4 protein-coding genes are annotated in these 19232 nt (G+C 30.4%); all 4 read left to right on the top strand.

The features are described from left to right. Positions 1-14 precede the first annotated feature (14 nt). Genes BLV71_RS15385 through BLV71_RS15370 form a run of 4 tightly spaced genes read left to right on the top strand, consistent with a single transcriptional unit; the run spans position 15 to position 19222 of the window. Complete coding sequence (locus tag BLV71_RS15385; protein WP_093871403.1) at positions 15-257, top strand: hypothetical protein; 243 nt, start codon at positions 15-17, stop codon at positions 255-257. A 45-nt stretch (positions 258-302) separates the two neighbouring features. After that, a complete protein-coding gene (locus BLV71_RS15380; RefSeq protein WP_093871402.1) occupies positions 303-4940 on the top strand; it encodes a hypothetical protein in 4638 nt (1545 codons plus the stop codon). Next, positions 4933-7029 carry a fibronectin type III domain-containing protein gene (locus tag BLV71_RS15375; RefSeq protein WP_143032801.1) on the top strand — a complete coding sequence of 699 codons (2097 nt, stop codon included), beginning with the start codon at positions 4933-4935 and terminating at the stop codon, positions 7027-7029. The genes BLV71_RS15380 and BLV71_RS15375 overlap by 8 nt, the downstream gene beginning before the upstream one ends. A gap of 4 nt (positions 7030-7033) precedes the next feature. Then, a complete protein-coding gene (locus BLV71_RS15370) occupies positions 7034-19222 on the top strand; it encodes a T9SS type A sorting domain-containing protein (RefSeq protein WP_093871400.1) in 12189 nt (4062 codons plus the stop codon). Positions 19223-19232: the final 10 nt, after the last annotated feature.

Genomic DNA, 19232 nt, shown 5'->3' with positions numbered 1-19232 from the left:
TATATAAGAAAGATATGTTAAGAAAAAATAGATATAAAATTACTTGGATTGAATTTGTTGAAATAATGGATTCATTGCAAATAGCAAGTGGATATTTTTATGGATTAAAACAAATAAAAAAAATGAAAGATGCTATTGAGAGTGATGGACTTATAATTATAAAAAAAGAGGTTCATTGTGTAGTGAAAAATATTGAAGAATTACAAACTCATGTAAATGAATATGATTCTTCTATTGATTTAAAAAAAATGATTTGAGCCTAATTAAAGCTTTAAAAAGAAAAAAATCAACAACCAAAAAGTATGAGTAAAAAATTACCCCTAAGTTTTTTAATAGTTGTATTTATAAGTATTAATCTTTTTTCCAATACTACATTTAGTGTTGATAAAGATAAAAACGAAAAAGATAGTTTAGTAGCTAAAGAAAAATCAGTAAAACCATTAAATTTTACTAGTAAGAAAATGTTTCGTAATTTTTCTTCATTAGAAAAATTTGATAAAGTAGAAGCACCAGTTGTAAAAAAGCGTTTTACAAATCAAGGATTTCAATTTAATACAGTAGATTCTCTAGTCAATAAAAAATGGCTAGATATGGCAGAAAATACGTTTAAAAGTATTGAAGAGTCTGCTAATTTTATTGATGTATTAACAAAAGATGGATTAAGTGAACTTCCAGTTGCTATAAAACCTGTAAGTATAAGTAATGTAAAATATACAGTTGGTATTGCAAAAGCAGTTTTTAAACCAGCATATACTGAGTTAACAGTTTTTTTAAAGGTAGAATTACCTAGTACAAATCCAGATAGAGGAGATCAAGTATTAATTTTAGGTGCTTCAGATGTGAAGTTATCACATGAAGGAGGAATTGTAGGAGAAGCTAAATTAAATCTAATATCACAATTTACTGTAAACTTTAATCAAGGTTCTGTATTACTAACCTTAAAAGGAAGTTTTGAAAATCCGGGTACCTATGCTATTGTTGATTGTTCTGGTTTTAAAGAAATGGGTTTGGATGCAAACATTAAGTTTGCAAATGGTTTATTACATCCAGTTGATAAAAATGGTAAAAAGAAAATTGGGTATGTAGAAGCAGATTTTAAAACATCTATTGCAGATTGGAATGATATGGTAGTAAACATATCATTACCTGAGTTTGGAATAAAAGGGTTAGAGGGAACAACTTTTCAGTTAAATACAGCTGTATTTGATTTTAGTGATTTACGAAACGATGAGGCTACGCCTGCTTCTTATTTAAATAAATACTACAAAGAAGAACCTAATTTATGGAGAGGTGTATATGTACAATCATTAAAAGTAATTTTACCTCCTGAATTTAAGAAAAAGAATAGTGATAAAAGAGTTGCTTTTGGAGCTACTGATTTAATAATCGATGGACAAGGAGTTACGGGGAAATTTATTGGAGAAAATGTAATTGGGTTAAAAGAAGGTTCAGCCTCTGGATGGGATTTTTCATTAGATTATTTCTTATTAGATATTGAAACAAACAATTTAAGAGGAGGAGAGTTTAATGGTAAACTAGTATTGCCTGTTTCTCAGTTAGATAGTTTGCAGTATAACGCTGTTTTTCAACCAGGAGAGTATAAGTTATCTGTTAAAACTGAAAAAGATATTAGGTTTAATGTATGGAAAGCAAATGTACATTTAACTAAAGATTCCTATATAGAAATGAAAGTTAAAGATGGTGAATTTAGACCCAAAGCGAGTCTAAATGGTTCATTAAATCTTGCATCTGGACTTAAAAAGGATAAACCAAATCAATCATCAAGTCCACCAAAAGATACTTCTAAAAGTGTTATAAATTTTGAAGGAATTACTTTTCAAAAAATGGTGCTTCAAACGGAGTCCCCCAATTTTTCCGTCGAATATTTTGGGGTAAAAGGAAAATTGAAGATTGCTAATTTTCCAATAGCCATAAATGAAATAGGATTAAGAACTCCTACAGGTAACAGAGCTGAGTTATTTTTCGATTTTGAAATAAATCTTACTTCTGAAGGAGACGGAGCTAATGGTGGAGCATCTAAATTAGCTATTAAAGGTAAATTAGATGAACAAGGAAATAAATGGAAGTTTGATGGTGTAAAATTAGAACATCTATTTATACAAATGGAGGTTGCAGGAATGCAATTAAAAGGAGCTATTTTTATTTTTGAAGATGACCCTACATATGGAACTGGTTTTGCTGGTGCAGTAGGAGCTAAGTTTTCTAAGGGAATGAAGTTAGAAGTTGAAGCAAAAGCATTATTTGGAAGAACGAAAACTTTTAGATATTGGTTTGCTGATGCACAAGTGACTATACCAAATGGAATCCCAGTCTTTACAGGTTTTGCGTTAAATTCTTTTGGAGGAGGTTTTTACAATAGAATGAAGATGGCTGGTAATACAAATGTAAAAGATGCCGCCTTTAAAGAAATCGGAGCCTCAACTTCTGGGGTTATTTATGAGCCATATGAAGATAATGCTTTTGGAATGAAAGCTTCTGTAGGAATTATAACACAAAACTCAGAAGATTTATTCCATGCAACAGTTGAATTTGGAATGGCTTTTAGAAAGTCAGGTGGATTACAAGAAATTTATTTTAAAGGTTTTGGAGAGTTAATTGCTGCATTACCAAATGACTTTTTTGATAAAGTGAGTAGTAATTTATCAGGTATAGCAGATAAAGATAATCCAGGAATACCAGCCCAAAGTCCTTCAGGAGCTATTTCTGCGAATGTATTTATAGGATTTGATTTTGTAAACGATATTTTTCAAGCAACATCTGAAGTATATATAAATTTCGGAATTATAAAAGGAGTAGGTCCATCTGGAAGAGCAGGTTGGTTAGATTTTTATGTGTCATCTGATGAATGGCATTTATTAATAGGAACTCCAGAAGATAGAGTAGGAATTAAAATTGACCTTGGTATTTTAAAGGTACAGATGGATAGTTACTTCATGGTTGGTGATAATTTGCCCGGAAGTCCACCACCACCGCCTATTGTAGCTGATATTTTAGGGTTAGATGTTTCTGAGTTAGATTACATGCGTGACTTAAATTTATTGGAATCAGGAAAAGGATTAGCATTTGGTGCTAGTTTAAGTGTTACAACTGGAGACTTAACATTTTTAATTTTCTATGCACGTTTTGATGCCGGTGTTGGTTTTGACATAATGCTTAAAGATTATGGAGATGCACACTGTAAAGGTTCTTCTGAGCCAGTTGGTATGAATGGTTGGTATGCAAACGGTCAAGCATATGCATATTTGCAAGGAGAATTAGGATTAACGTTTAAATTATTTGGTTCTAAAACTAAAATCCCAATAATTAGTGGGGGTGGTGCAGTTTTATTACAAGCAAGACTTCCAAACCCAGCTTGGTTTAGAGGTTATTTAGGTGGTAAGTATAATTTATTAGGAGGATTAATAAAAGGACGATTTAGATTTAAGGTTGAACTTGGAGAAAAATGTGAAATTGTAGGAGGTAGTCCGCTTGATGGAATTGTTGTTATTAGTGATTTAACTCCTAAAGATGGTAGTGGAGATATTGATGTTTTTGTTGCCCCACAAGCAGTGTTTAATTTACAGATAAATAAAGTTTTTGAATTACCTGATGAAACTGGAGACAGAAAATATAAAATATTATTAGATGAATTTTCTGTGACTAATGGTAGTGAAAAAATAATAGGAGAGTTAAAATGGAATGATCGTAATGATGTGGTTGCATTTTATTCTCATGAAATTTTACCACCACATGCTCAATTAAAAGCTTTTGTTCAATTACATTTTGAGGAGTTTAAAAATAATAGTTGGCAAGTGATCAAATCTGATGGAAAACCAGCTTTAGAAACTAAAGAGGTGAGTTTTACTAGTGGAGATGCACCTAAAACAATTCCTTTAAGTAATATAGAATATATGTATCCTGTTTTAGGGCAGAAAAACTTTTTTATCGAAGAGTATAATAATGCTTATATAAAACTAAAAAGAGGGCAAACATACTTGTTTGATGCTGTTCCAGACTGGAAAAAAGAAATGATAATGACAGCTTCTACCGGAAATGTATTGAAGAGAGAATATGTTTATAATTCCTCTAGCAAACAATTATCATATAGTTTACCTAATGGAATGGAAAATCAAACTGAATACAATGTAAATATTAAGTTGGTTTCAAAAGGAAGTAGTTTAGATGGTAATGTTTCTGAAAAATATACAAGTAAAAATTTAGGAAGTAGTGATTCTGGAAATACAGTAAATGTAAAATCTAGAAAAGCTGAAGGAAGTGTTAGTAAAGACGGAGAAAGAGAACTATTAACACATAAGTTTAGAACAAGTTTATACGCTACTTTTTATGATAAAATGCGTGATATGAATAAAAATAAAGATTTATACGAGCATGTACAATACCCTTATGGATTAACATTATTAGCAGCGATTGACAATCAAGAAGCATTTGATTTAGTTGAATTAAGAGGAAGTCAATATTCGGGTAATAAATCACTTGTAGTAGCTAGAGCAGTATTAGATGATAGTTATTACAGAAAAGAAATTTATCCATTAATATATAACAGTTATCCATTAGCAGGTACAATTGAAGTAAATAGAGAAACAAATAAAGTAGGAGTTCCACCAGTTGAAGGGGTTGAACCTATGACGTGGTATTTAACATATTTAGAGAATGATTATACTGGTGAAATTAATCAATACAATCCTTATAGATATAATGTTACTCACTATTACCTTCAAGATTTTGAAGATTTGAGTTACCAACTAGTAAATTCAAATTTACCATGGCAAAATAATCCACAGTACAGAAAAATTGTAACAGAAGCTTTTCCTTATATGAGAAGAGGAAAATATAAAACAACATTTAAGTACGTTTTACCAGGCCAAGTTCAAACAAGTAGAAAAAATTTAGTAAAGTACACAAACCCTTTAAATGAATAAGAAAATCAATAGCCTATTAATAGTCGCACTATTATTGGTTAATATCAATATGATTGCTCAAAAAGCTATCGGTAATCAATTGCCAGAAGTAAAAGTAATCGCTACAGCAACGAAAAAAAGTATCATGTTACGTTGGGGAGTTACAACACCTACAGCATGGAAATATGCTAACAAATATGGATATACTATTGAGAGAAAAACCATTGTTAGAGATAAACAAGTTTTACCTAATCCTGAAGTAAAACAGCTTGTAACTGTACCTCTAAAACCAAAACCTATGATGGAATGGAAAGAGTTTACAGAAAAAAATAACAATGCAGCAATTGCAGCCCAAGCTTTATATGGTGAACAGTTTGATGTAAACATGAATGAAGGAGGTAATGGAGTTATAAGTATAATTAATCAAGCCCAAGCTTTTGAACAACGATTTACATTTGCTTTATATGCAGCAGATCAGGATTTTGAAGTCGCTAAGTTTTCTGGATTAGCATTTATTGATACTTCAGTTAAAGCAAATGAACGTTATCTATATTCAATTAAAGTAGTATTACCAAAAGAGAAAAAATATAAAATTAAATCTGGGGGAGTTTTTTTAGGATTAATGGATTATAAACCATTACCCAAGCCACAAGAATTTGTTGGAGTTTTTAAAAATAAAACAGCCATTTTAAGTTGGAATTTTGCAATACTAAAAAGATATTATACTAATTATATTATTGAAAAGTCAGATAATGGAGGTGAAAAATTTAAAAGCTTATCTAGTACTCCAATAGTGAATATGGGAGAACGAGAAAAGAATCCGTCAAATAGAATGATGTATGTAGATAGTCTTTTCCAGAATAATAAAGAGTACAAGTATAGAATAAAAGGAATTTCACCTTTTGGAATTCAAGGGCCTTACTCAAATATAGTAGCTGGTAAAGGAATAACACCATTAGTACATACACCTTTTCTTACGGATTTATCTTTTCAAGATAACGGAGATGTTATTTTAAATTGGAAGTTTCCTTCAGAAGGAATAAATACACTAAAATCATTTGAATTAGTAAGAGCAAATAAACCTAAAGGGGTTTATTTGACTGTAAAGAAACAGATTGTAAAAAATCAAAGAACCATAAGATTATCAAGATTACAACCAATCAGTTATTATAAAATAGTAGGTATTGGTTATGACGGAAGTAGAAGGGAATCTTTTCCTAAAATGGTGCAGCCTGATGATAGTACTCCTCCTGCTACTCCAACTTTATTAAGTGGTACAATAGATTCTTTAGGTGTTGTAAAATTAAACTGGAAACAAAATACTGAAGTTGATTTTTTAGGGTATAGAATATTCAAGGCTAATTTAAAAACTGATGAATTTACTCAAATTACTTTTGAGCCAACCCCTTTTAGCAATTTTATTGATACAGTAAATATTAAAACACTAAACAAAAAAATCTATTATAAAATTCAATCTTTTGATAAAAGATATAATCCATCAGGTTTCTCAGATGTTTTAGAATTAGATCGACCAGACATAGTACCACCAACATCTCCAGTATTTTCTTCATTTAAAACAGATAAAGGAAAAGTAAATTTGAACTGGATAACAAGTACAAGTAAAGATGCTAAGGTTACTATGTTATATAGAAAAGAACACGGAGTAGGTTTACAATGGCAATTAATAGCAGAGTTACCTCTACCACAAAATAAATATGTAGATGCTACAGGTATAGCTAGTAAAACATACTTATATACTATACTAACAGTTGATAATTCAGGACTTGAATCAGAGCCAGTAACTCCTTTGAAAATAAAAGTGTTAGATAATTTATCGAAACCAAGTATTGATAAATTTACTGGTGAAGTGAATAGAGAGCAAAAATTTATTCAGTTAAATTGGAATTATAAACAAGTAAATGTTAGTGAGTTTGTTTTGTACAAAGCAAGTGAAGGAAAAAGACCAACGATGTATAAAGTATTTAAATCTAAAACTAAAAAATTTAGAGATAAAAATCTTTTAATCAATACAAAATACACATATATACTTCAAGCTGTATTTACATCTGGAGTAAAATCACCCCTTAAAAAAATTGAATTAAATTATTAATGCTATGAAAAAACTATTACTTTTTTTATTTTTTATTTTTATTAGTTTATCAGAATCATATTCACAACAGTATAAGATAAATGTTTCTGGATATGTAGCACAAGGTAGTTCTAGTTGTGGTACCATAAATGGGTTAAGGCGAGTAACTTTAATATACAAAAATGGGAGAAGAGAAGACATTCATAAACTTAATTATTATATAAATAAAAGTTATTCTTTTACAAGGAATTTTAATCAATCTAATCCAGTAGTTCAAGTTGAGTTTTTTACTCGTGCCAGACATAAAAACTGGGTTGGAGATTGTAGATCAGGAAGAGAAGCTACTAAAAAAGTAAGTGTGTCTATTCCTTGTAATTCAGTAAGATATAATAAAAATCAAATTTATCAAGAAAGAATAAAGAGTGGATATGCTCTTATTGAAGTTTTTCCTTTACCACAAATAAAGTTTACTAACGGTTCAAGTATTTATAGTACGCAAACAGCATGTGAAACTTCTCCAGTAAAGTTAACAAGTGAATACAAATTGTATAGATCTCCTTCAACAGTATATAAATGGGAGTTTTTTGATCCGGTAAATAAAATAACTAGAAATACATCGGGGTATCAGGCTTTAATAGATAGACTAACAAGAGCTAGAGAAAGATGGGAAGATTGTATTAATTTTGATGGAGGTGGAGGTGGAGACATACCAAGAGCTCCTCAGGAAGAAAAAAAGAAAAAAGGTAATCTGCAAAAAAGAGCTCGACCGCCTGGTGGAGGAGGAAACTGTGATTATTATATGGATCAAGTCATTGAAATCAGAAGATTGATGCGTAATTATAGTCCAAAAACTGAACAAATATCTATTTGGAGACCAATTACTAGTAAAAATGGACAAGCTGCTATAGACTTGTACTTATCTAACTTATATTCTAGTACAGCTGATCGAAAAAAAGCATTAAATAATTTAAAAATTCAGGTAAGGCTTAATCCAGGGTGTAATGGATTAAAAGATAAGTCAAGAACTTTATCTGTACAATTTTTACCTGAGCCTCCTAAAATAGCTAAAGCTCCTACATTTAACCAACCTTTATGTTCTTATAGTGATGTAAAAGGGTTTGTGTTATATTTTAAAAGACAATTATTTGCTCATGAAAAAATAGAAATTAATTTATTAAGAAAGTTTCAAAACGGATCATATGTTCCTGAAGATAATAATGTTAATATAACATCTTTAACTCGGGTGAGTACAAATGTATATAAATACACCTGGAGATCTTCAAGAGGAAAGTCAATAAAAGGAGGTGACTATAGAATAGAAGTTTCTGGATTCAATAAAGCGAACAATTCTCCTTTTTGTAAGCAATATAAATATGATTTTAAAATAACTGTTCCTACTCCAATAACTTTTAATGCAGCTAAAGTTCAGGATGAATTATGTTATAATTCAAAAAATGGTAAAATTAAAATTACTGCATCTGGAGGTACTGGTAGCTATGTATACAGTTTAAATAATGGATCTACATGGAGTAGACCTTTTGGAGGAACAATAATATTAAATAACCAAGCACCTGGAACTTATACTATAAAAGTAAAAGATTCGAATGGTTGTGTAGATAAAACAAAGTCTAATGTAAAAGTTAGTATTGGAAGAAAAAGTAAAATAACACATGTTGTAACAACATCTCAAACAAAACATACAAGTGCTCCAGGAAATAGTGATGGTTCTATAAGAATAGGAAGTGTAAGTGGTGGAACACCTATTAGTAATTATTTTAATTATACAGTTTTATTAAAAGGAAGTGCTTCTAATACCAAAACAGGAAAAGCTTATACTAGTGGTTTTACAATTCCTAATTTACCAGCAGGAATACATAAAATAATTTATAAGGATAAAAATAATTGTACCCAGCAATATACATTACCAGAAATAAAAGATCCTAAACCAATTGTATTTTCTGTATCTGCTGTAACTCCTGATTGTTATCAAGGACAAGGGAGAATTAATATAGCTAGTATTTCAGGAGGATATCCGAAATATACAGTTATTATAAAGAAAAATGGAAGTACAATAAAAACATTATCAAACATTACTAGCAGTACTTTCGTTAATGTTACTTCTGGAAATTATGTAGTATTAATAAAAGATACAAGACAAGGAAAACTTGAAAAAGGAATAACAGTAAGCGCACAATCTCAAGTTAAAATTTCTAGTATAAATATAAGCCCTATTAAATGTTATAATGGTAAATCAACAGTAAGGATTTCAGCTACAGGAGGAAAATCTAGAAGTTATCAATATGCTATTTGGAAAGGATCAAGTACTGTATGGCAAAATAGTAATACTTTTAGTTTAGCTGCTAATACCAGTTCAGGGTATAGATTTAGAATAAGAGATAGAAATATTACATCATGTACCTCAGTAATTTCTGGCGTTAGAAAAATTTCGCAACCAGCTCTTTTAGCGGTTACAAATATTTCTGTAGTTGACAATAAAGTTTTTAATGGTAGTGTTGGTAAAATTACATTGGCATTAGGTGGTGGTACTAGTCCTTATTCGGTTACTTGGAAAAAGAAAAATTCATCGTCTACAAAAACAGGTCAAACTATAACAGGTTTAAAAGCTGGTTTTTATACAGCAACAATTAAAGATGCTAATGGTTGTACTATTAATTCAAGAGAAATAGAAGTAAAAGAATTACCAGAATTAAAATTACAATTAAAAGTTACTAAAGTAATTACCTGTAATCGTGGTAAAGGTAATTTACAAGCTACCGTAACTGGAGGTTCTGGTTCTTATACTTATAAGTGGAAAAGAAATGGTGTATTACTGTCAAATTCAAGAAATGTTTTAACTAATACAATTCAAGGAAATTATTCTGTAACAGTAAATGATAGTCATACTAACAAAACAGCAGCAATTAATTTAACAGAACCGTCAAAAGTAACTTTAAGTATAATAAAAACAGATATAACATGTTTTAATGCCAATAATGGTAAAATTAAGTTAGTTACTAATGGAGGGTCAGGTAATTACTTATATTCAATAGATAATAAAGCAAGTTATAAGAGTACAAGTACTTTATCAAACAATACTATAGTAGGATTATCGAAAGGAAACTATAATGTTTGGTTAAAAGACTCTAAAGGATGTGAAATTGTTGGTGCCAAAACAACAACTGTAAGTGAACCTTCAGATATAAATATTACAAGTACTTCAATAATTAATTGTGATATACCAGGAGGTAAAACTGGTAGTATCGCTATTAATATTATTGGAGGAAATGGAGGCTATACTTATAAATGGACTAAAAATGGAACTCCTGTTTTTATAAAAACAACTAAAAACATTAATAACCTATATGCAGGTCTATATAAAATAGAGGTTACTGATAGTAAAGGGTGTAAAAAAAATAAAGACTTTGAAGTTAAAGAACCTAAGCCTATAAATGTAAGTATAAAACAAACAAAAAATATTTTATGTTTTGGAGAAAGCTCTGCTTCTCTACTAGCTGAAGTAAAAGGAGGATATCCTTTAAATTCTGTTCCTTCAGATTTTACTTATAAATGGTATTTGGTAAATGGAGGATCTAAAACTTTATTAAATTCGGATTTTAAATTAACGGAATTAAAAAATAAACAAAAAGGTACCTATAGAGTTGAAGTTAATGATAGTAAAGGAGAAAGTGCTTTTGCTGAATTATCTGTTAATCAACCAGGGAAATTGAATGTTAATTTATCATCTTCTAAAGATGTTAGTTGTTTTGGAGGAGCTGATGGCGAAATTACTATAAATGTAACAGGTGGAGTTTCAACTTATTCTTATAAATGGTCTAAACAAGGAGATATTGGTTTTTCTTTAAGTTCTAAAAATGTATCAAATTTACCTAAAGGAGTATATTCTGTAGAAGTAACAGATGCAAATAATTGTAAAGTAACTTCTATAAACGTAGAAATAAAACAGCCAGTTAAAAAACTTACGATAGATAGTTTTAATTCAGAAAATTTAAAAGGATTTGAAACTAATGATGGAAAAGCCTCTGTTGAAGTATCAGGAGGAACACCTAATTATAGTTATGAATGGAGAGAAAAAGGGAAAACAACTAAAATAGGTAGTAGTAAATCAATTAATAATTTAAAAGCTGGAGAGTATGAATTAACAATTAAAGATATTAATAATTGTTCTCTAATTAAAATTTTTAAGATAACACAGCCTAATAAATTAGAAGTATCAAAAATTACACAAGTAAATGATATTTTATGTTTTGGAGATTCAAATGTAAACTTAACAGCTTCTATACAAGGGGGAACAATTCCTTATACCTATAAATGGTATAAAAAAGGAAGTGCTACAGTTTTATCAACTAAGAATGCTTTAAATACTATTACTGGTGGAACATATGTAATAAAAGTTACTGATAAAAATTTAATAAAAACTGAAAAGGAATACGTGGTTAATCAACCTTTGAAGCTTGAGTTTTCTAAAGTAGATGTACAAAATGTTTTATGTTACAAAGGAGCAACTGGAAGTATTTCAGTTGAAGCTAAAGGCGGAACAGCACCTTATACATATAGTTGGAAACATGGAGCAACAGGTTCAAGTATAAGTTCATTAACAGGAGGAGATTACACAGTAACGATTCGCGATAAGAATTTATGTGAGATAAGTAAATTAATAAAAGTAACAACTCCAGCTACTGGATTATCAATAAGTACAGAAGAGGAGAAAGATGTAACTGGATTTGGATTATCAAATGGATCAATAAAGATAACAGCGAATGGAGGAACACCTGGTTATAGTTACCAATGGAAAGATTCAACAGGAAAAGTATTAGGAAGTACTTCTAATGAGTTATTAAATATAAGTGGTGGAACGTATACGTTGCTTGTATCAGATAAAGGAAATTGTACGTCAACTAGCACTCATATAATCAAGGAACCATTATTATTAGAGGCAAAAGTAGAGGAAGTATCTATTTTATGTAATGGAGGAACAGGCCAGTTACGCTCAAAAGTAACTGGAGGAGTTTTACCATATAGTTATAAATGGACAGATTCAACAGGAAAGGTAATTTCAACTTCAACGTTTATAGAAGAGGTATCTGGAGTTTATAATTTAGAAGTTACGGATAAGAATAATAACAAATCCAAAGTATCTTCTATTAATTTAGTAGAACCAGCCGTATTAGTATTTGGAACAATCAATGTTGTAGATGTTTTATGTTACAAAGGAGCAACTGGAAGTATTTCAGTTGAAGCTAAAGGCGGAACAGCACCTTATACATATAGTTGGAAACATGGAGCAACAGGTTCAAGTATAAGTTCATTAACAGGAGGAGATTACACAGTAACGATTCGCGATAAGAATTTATGTGAGATAAGTAAATTAATAAAAGTAACAACTCCAGCAAGCGGATTATCAATAAGTACAGAAGAGGAGAAAGATGTAACTGGATTTGGATTATCAAATGGATCAATAAAGATAACAGCGAATGGAGGAACACCTGGTTATAGTTACCAATGGAAAGATTCAACAGGAAAAGTATTAGGAAGTACTTCTAATGAGTTATTAAATATAAGTGGTGGAACGTATACGTTGGTTGTGTCAGATAAAGGAAATTGTACGTCAACTAGCACTCATATAATCAAAGAGCCATTATTATTAGAGGCAAAAGTAGAGGAAGTATCTATTTTATGTAATGGAGGAACAGGCCAGTTACGCTCAAAAGTAACTGGAGGAGTTTTACCATATAGTTATAAATGGACAGATTCAACAGGAAAGGTAATTTCAACTTCAACGTTTATAGAAGAGGTATCTGGAGTTTATAATTTAGAAGTTACGGATAAGAATAATAACAAATCCAAAGTATCTTCTATTAATTTAGTAGAACCAGCCGTATTAGCATTTGGAACAATTAATGTTGTAGATGTTTTATGTTACAAAGGAGCAACTGGAAGTATTTCAGTTGAAGCTAAAGGCGGAACAGCACCTTATAGATATAGTTGGAAACATGGAGCAACAGGTTCAAGTATAAGTTCATTAACAGGAGGAGATTACACAGTAACGATTCGCGATAAGAATTTATGTGAGATAAGTAAATTAATAAAAGTAACAACTCCAGCAAGCGGATTATCAATAAGTACAGAAGAGGAGAAAGATGTAACTGGATTTGGATTATCAAATGGATCAATAAAAATAACAGCGAATGGAGGAACTCCAGGTTATAGTTACCAATGGAAAGATTCAACAGGAAAAGTATTAGGAAGCACTACAAATGAGTTATTAAATATAAGTGGTGGAACGTATACGTTGCTTGTATCAGATAAAGGAAATTGTACGTCAACTAGCACTCATATAATCAAGGAACCATTATTATTAGAGGCAAAAGTAGAGGAAGTATCTATTTTATGTAATGGAGGAACAGGCCAGTTACGCTCAAAAGTAACTGGAGGAGTTTTACCATATAGTTATAAATGGACAGATTCAACAGGAAAGGTAATTTCAACTTCAACTTTTATAGAAGAGGTATCTGGAGTTTATAATTTAGAAGTTACGGATAAGAATAATAACAAATCCAAAGTATCTTCTATTAATTTAAGTGAACCAGACGTATTAGCATTTGGAACAATTAATGTTGTAGATGTTTTATGTTACAAAGGAGCAACTGGAAGTATTTCAGTTGAAGCTAAAGGCGGAACAGCACCTTATACATATAGTTGGAAACATGGAGCAACAGGTTCAAGCATAAGTTTATTAACAGGAGGAGATTACACAGTAACGATTCGCGATAAGAATTTATGTGAGATAAGTAAATTAATAAAAGTAACAACTCCAGCTACTGGATTATCAATAAGTACAGAAGAGGAGAAAGATGTAACTGGATTTGGATTATCAAATGGATCAATAAAAATAACAGCGAATGGAGGAACTCCAGGTTATAGTTACCAATGGAAAGATTCAACAGGAAAAGTATTAGGAAGCACTACAAATGAGTTATTAAATATAAGTGGTGGAACGTATACGTTGCTTGTATCAGATAAAGGAAATTGTACGTCAACTAGCACTCATATAATCAAGGAACCATTATTATTAGAGGCAAAAGTAGAGGAAGTATCTATTTTATGTAATGGAGTAACAGGCCAGTTACGCTCAAAAGTAACTGGAGGAGTTTTACCATATAGTTATAAATGGACAGATTCAACAGGAAAGGTAATTTCAACTTCAACTTTTATAGAAGAGGTATCGGGAGTTTATAATTTAGAAGTTACGGATAAGAATAATAACAAATCCAAAGTATCTTCTATTAATTTAAGTGAACCATTAAAGCTTGAATTTTCAAAATTAGAAGTTGTTGATATTAATTGTTACGGAGGTTCTACAGGAAGTATTTTAGTTGAAGCTAAAGGAGGAACTGCTCCATATACATACACTTGGAAACATTCAACAGATACTAATAAATTAATAAGTGGATTAAAACAAGGTGTTTACTCAGTTACGATTACTGATAAAAATGGTTGTTCTATAACTAATGATTCAATAAAAGTTAATGAACCTGAATTGTATGAAATTTCAGAAACCAATTTATTTAGACCAACATCAGATTTAATTAATGACGGAAGGATTAGTATTAAAATAGTTGGTGGAGTTAGCCCATATAATTATTTATGGAAAAATGAAAAAGGTGATATTATAAAAGATGCTAATTCAAGTTTAAAAGACGATGAGATCAATTTACTAGGTGAAGGTACATATACTATTCGAGTTACAGACTCTAAAGGATGTATTGTTGAGGAAACATATAATTTAGCTAATCCAGGTGAGTTATTAGTATCTGTTGAACAGTTGCAAGAGATAACCTGTTATAATGGTAAAAGTGCAATTTTAGATGTTATAACTATCGGAGGAGCTGGAGGTAATAAATATACTTGGTACAATGCATCAGATGATTCAATTGTTGGCAATAAAAAACAATTAACAAACATCGTAGCTGGTACCTATTATGTAATTGTAGATAATGCTGCAGGGATTAAAGAAAAAAGTCCTCTTTATGAAGTTAAAGAGCCTACGAAGATTGAGTTAGACTTTTCAAGTGAAAACGTGTTATGTAATAAAGCTGCTAATGGAAGCTTTACATTTAATGTTAAAGGAGGTAATAACATATATAAATATAGATATGCTTTTGAAGGAACTGGGTATTCAACTTGGATAAGAGTAAATTCAAATACTGCTGAAGTTAAAAATTTAAAGCCAGGAAATCATAAAATCCAATTGAAGGATGGTAATAATTGTTTTGCTTTAAATTCTGAAGGGAAAGATGAATTTATTATTAAAATTACTGAGCCTTTACAATTAGAGATAACTGAGTTATCATTAGCAAATCCAACAGGTTTTCAATTATCGAATGGTCATATTGAAACTTCAATAAAAGGAGGAACAGCGCCTTATACGTATTCTTGGGAAGCTAGTAATGGAGTAAGTTTATCATCTAGTTTACGTATAGAAAACTTACAGAAAGCTACGTATACCTTAAAGGTTAAAGATTCAAAAGGATGTAATACAGAAAAGACTTTTGAATTAACAGAGCCGGTAAAACTAGAAGTTAGTATAAACCGTAACTCAATAATAAGCTGTAATGGATCTTCAAATGGAGAAATCGAAGCAGTAGTAAAAGGAGGAGTTAAAAATTATACTTATAAATGGCATAAAGAAGGTGATACTTCTGTTGTTGGAACGAAAGCTGTTTTAGACAATCTATCTGGAGGTACTTATTATGTTATTATAACTGATGCTAATAACAATACAGTTACTAGTTCGAAGTATGAATTAACAGAACCATCAATATTAACTCTAGGGTTAGCTTCAGGTTATGTTAGCTGTGGGACAGGTAATGATTGGGAAGTTAAAAGTACAGTAACAGGAGGAACTGCACCATATACTTATTTATGGAGTACAGGTGATAATACATTAGATTTAAAGAATGTTAAAGCAGGAGTATATACGTTAACAGTAGTAGATGTAAATGGATGTAAAATATCAAAAGAGGTAGAATTAGTAACTCCATTGAACTTAGAAGTAACTGAGTTGTCATTAGCAAATCCAACAGGTTTTCAATTATCGAATGGTCATATTGAAACTTCAATAAAAGGAGGAACAGCGCCTTATACGTATTCTTGGGAAGCTAGTAATGGAGTAAGCTTATCATCTAGTTTACGTATAGAAAACTTAAAGAAAGGTACGTATACATTAAAGGTTAAAGACTCAAAAGGATGTAGTACAGAAAAGACTTTTAAATTAATAGAGCCAGAAAAACTAGAAGTAAGTTTAAAACGTAACTCAATAATAAGCTGTAATGGATCTTCAAATGGAGAAATCGAAGCAGTAGTAAAAGGAGGAGTTAAAGGTTATACTTATAAATGGCATAAAGAAGGAAGTCCTTCTGTTGTAGGAACGAAAGCTGTTTTAGGTAATTTATCAGGAGGTATTTATTATGTTATTATAATTGATGCTAATAACAATACTGTTACTAGTTCTAAGTATGAATTAACAGAACCATCAATATTAACTCTAGGGTTAGCTTCAGGTTATGTTAGCTGTGGAACAGGTAATGATTGGGAAGTTAAAAGTACAGTAACAGGAGGAACCGCACCATATATTTATTTGTGGAATACAGGTGATAATTCATCTAATTTAACGAACGTTAAAGCAGGATCATATACGTTAACAGTAGTAGATGTAAATGGATGTAAAATAACAAAAGAGGTAGAGTTAGTCGCTCCATTGAGCTTAGAGATAATCGAGTTATCATTAGCAAACCCAACAGGTTTTGGATTATCAAATGGTCATATTGAAACTTCAATAAAAGGAGGAACCGCACCATATACGTATTCGTGGGTAACTAGTTCAGGCGTAAGTTTACCATCTAATTTACGAATAGAAAACTTACAGAAAGGTAGGTATACATTAAAGGTTAAAGATTCAAAAGGGTGTAGTACAGAAAAGACTTTTAAATTAACAGAACCAGAAAAACTAGAAGTTAGTATAAAACGTAATTCAGTTATAAGTTGCAATGGTTCTTCAAATGGAGAATTACAGGCTATTGTAAATGGAGGGGTTCAAGGTTATACTTATGAATGGTATAAAGAAGTGACTCCTTTATTACAAGGAACAACTTCAACTTTAAGTAATTTATCAGGAGGTACTTATTATGTTATTATAACAGACGCTAATAACAATACTGTTTCAAGTTCGAAATACGAGTTAATTGAACCGTCAATTTTAATACTAGCCTTAAATGCTGACTATGTAAATTGTGGAACAGGTAATGATTGGGAAATTAAAACTACAGTATTGGGAGGAACTGCACCATATACTTATTTGTGGAATACAGGTGATAATTCATCAAATTTAACGAATGTTAAAGCAGGATCATATGCGTTAACAGTAGTAGATGTAAATGGATGCAAAATTACAAAAGAGGTAGAGTTAGTAGCTCCATTGAGCTTAAAGATAACTGAATTATCATTAGCAAATCCAACAGGTTTTGGATTATCAAATGGTCATATTGAAACTTCAATAAAAGGAGGAACAGCGCCTTATACGTATACTTGGGTAGCTAGTAATGGAATAAGCTTACCATCTAATTTACATTTAGAAAACTTACAGAAAGGTACGTATGAATTAAAGATTAAAGATTCAAAGGGATGTAGTACAGAAAAGACTTTTGAATTATCTGAGCCTGAAAAACTAGAAGTTAGTATAAAACGTAATTCAATAATAAGCTGTAATGGATCTTCAAATGGAGAAATAGAGGCAGTAGTAAATGGAGGAGTCAAAAATTATACTTATCAATGGTATAAAGATGGAAATGCTACTGTAATAGGAACAACTTCTACTTTAAGTAATTTATCGGGAGGTACTTATTATGTTATTATAACAGATGCGAATAATAATATAGTTACTAGTTCGAAGTATGAATTAAAAGAACCATCAATACTTGAATTAAAATTAACTTCTGATTATGTAAACTGTGGAAAAGGAAATGACTGGGAAGTTAATAGTTCAGTAATTGGAGGTACAGCACCCTACACTTATTTATGGAGTACTGGTGATAATACATCAACTTTAAAGGATGTAAAAACTGGATCATATAAATTAACAGTAGTTGATGTTAATGGATGTAAAGTTTCAAATAATATAACTATAGTTTTACCTGAACCTTTAAAATTAGATGATTACAGTTTAATTAACCCAACTTGTTATCAAGGTAATGATGGGGAAATTAAACTTGAAGTAGCTGGAGGAGCTATGCCTTATAGTTATAAATGGAGTAATGGAAGTGTTTCTAATACATTAAATAACTTAATTGAAGGAACCTACAGTGTTATAATAACCGATAATAAGGGATGTAGTATTACTGAATCTTTTAAAATAACAAGTCCAGAGAAAATTAAATTAGATTTAGGAAAGGATGTTACTTTATGTAAAGGACAAAAAATTATTTTAGATGGAAGTATTAAAGATGGTGTAAATTATTCATGGACTTCAAGTAATGGGTTTACAAGTACAGATTCAATGGTTGAAGTAAATGAATCAGGAACCTATAAAGTAATTTCAACAGATAAGAAAGGTTGTTCAGTTACTGATGAAATAATTGTAAAAACTACAAATACAGAAATTTCAGCTAACTTTATTGTTTCTACACAAGTTTTTGTTAATGAAAGCTTTATTGCTGTTAATGTAAGTTCTCCTGAGCCTGAAGAGTCTATTTGGATTGTACCTAATGAAGGACAAATTATAGACGAATCAGGTAGTTATGTAGAAGTTCTTTTTGATAAGGTTGGTGAGTACGAAATAACACTTGTAACAAGGATAGGAGAATGTGAAGAATATATTACAAAAACTATTTATGTTATAGAAAACGATACGGATAAAGATGTAAAAGATAGTACAGGAAGTCAACCTATGATAAAAGATTTTGTAGTTTATCCTAATCCATCAAATGGAAAGTTTAAGTTAGATGTAAAACTTAAAAAAGAAAATAAAGTTAATGTAAGGATTTTCGGTATGTATAAGAATAATCTAATCAGTGCTAAAAAGCTTGATGGTAAGTCTGAATATACAATTGATTATGATTTAACTTTAGTAACTGGAATATATGTAGTTTTAATAGAATCTGATAAAGAAAGGTTAGTAAAGAAAATAATAATTAAATAATAACCTAGTT

Source organism: Tenacibaculum sp. MAR_2010_89, from assembly GCF_900105985.1.
Taxonomy (GTDB): Bacteria; Bacteroidota; Bacteroidia; order Flavobacteriales; family Flavobacteriaceae; genus Polaribacter; species Polaribacter halocynthiae.
The sequence above is the reverse complement of the archived record's forward strand: the minus strand, read 5'-3'. Positions and strand labels throughout refer to the sequence as shown.

Excerpts from the sequence above, each read along its gene's own strand:
- BLV71_RS15385 (WP_093871403.1), top strand. The coding sequence starts at position 15 with ATGTTAAGAAAAAATAGATATAAAATTACTTGGATTGAATTTGTTGAA.
- BLV71_RS15380 (WP_093871402.1), top strand. The coding sequence starts at position 303 with ATGAGTAAAAAATTACCCCTAAGTTTTTTAATAGTTGTATTTATAAGT.
- BLV71_RS15375 (WP_143032801.1), top strand. The coding sequence starts at position 4,933 with ATGAATAAGAAAATCAATAGCCTATTAATAGTCGCACTATTATTGGTT.
- BLV71_RS15370 (WP_093871400.1), top strand. The coding sequence starts at position 7,034 with ATGAAAAAACTATTACTTTTTTTATTTTTTATTTTTATTAGTTTATCA.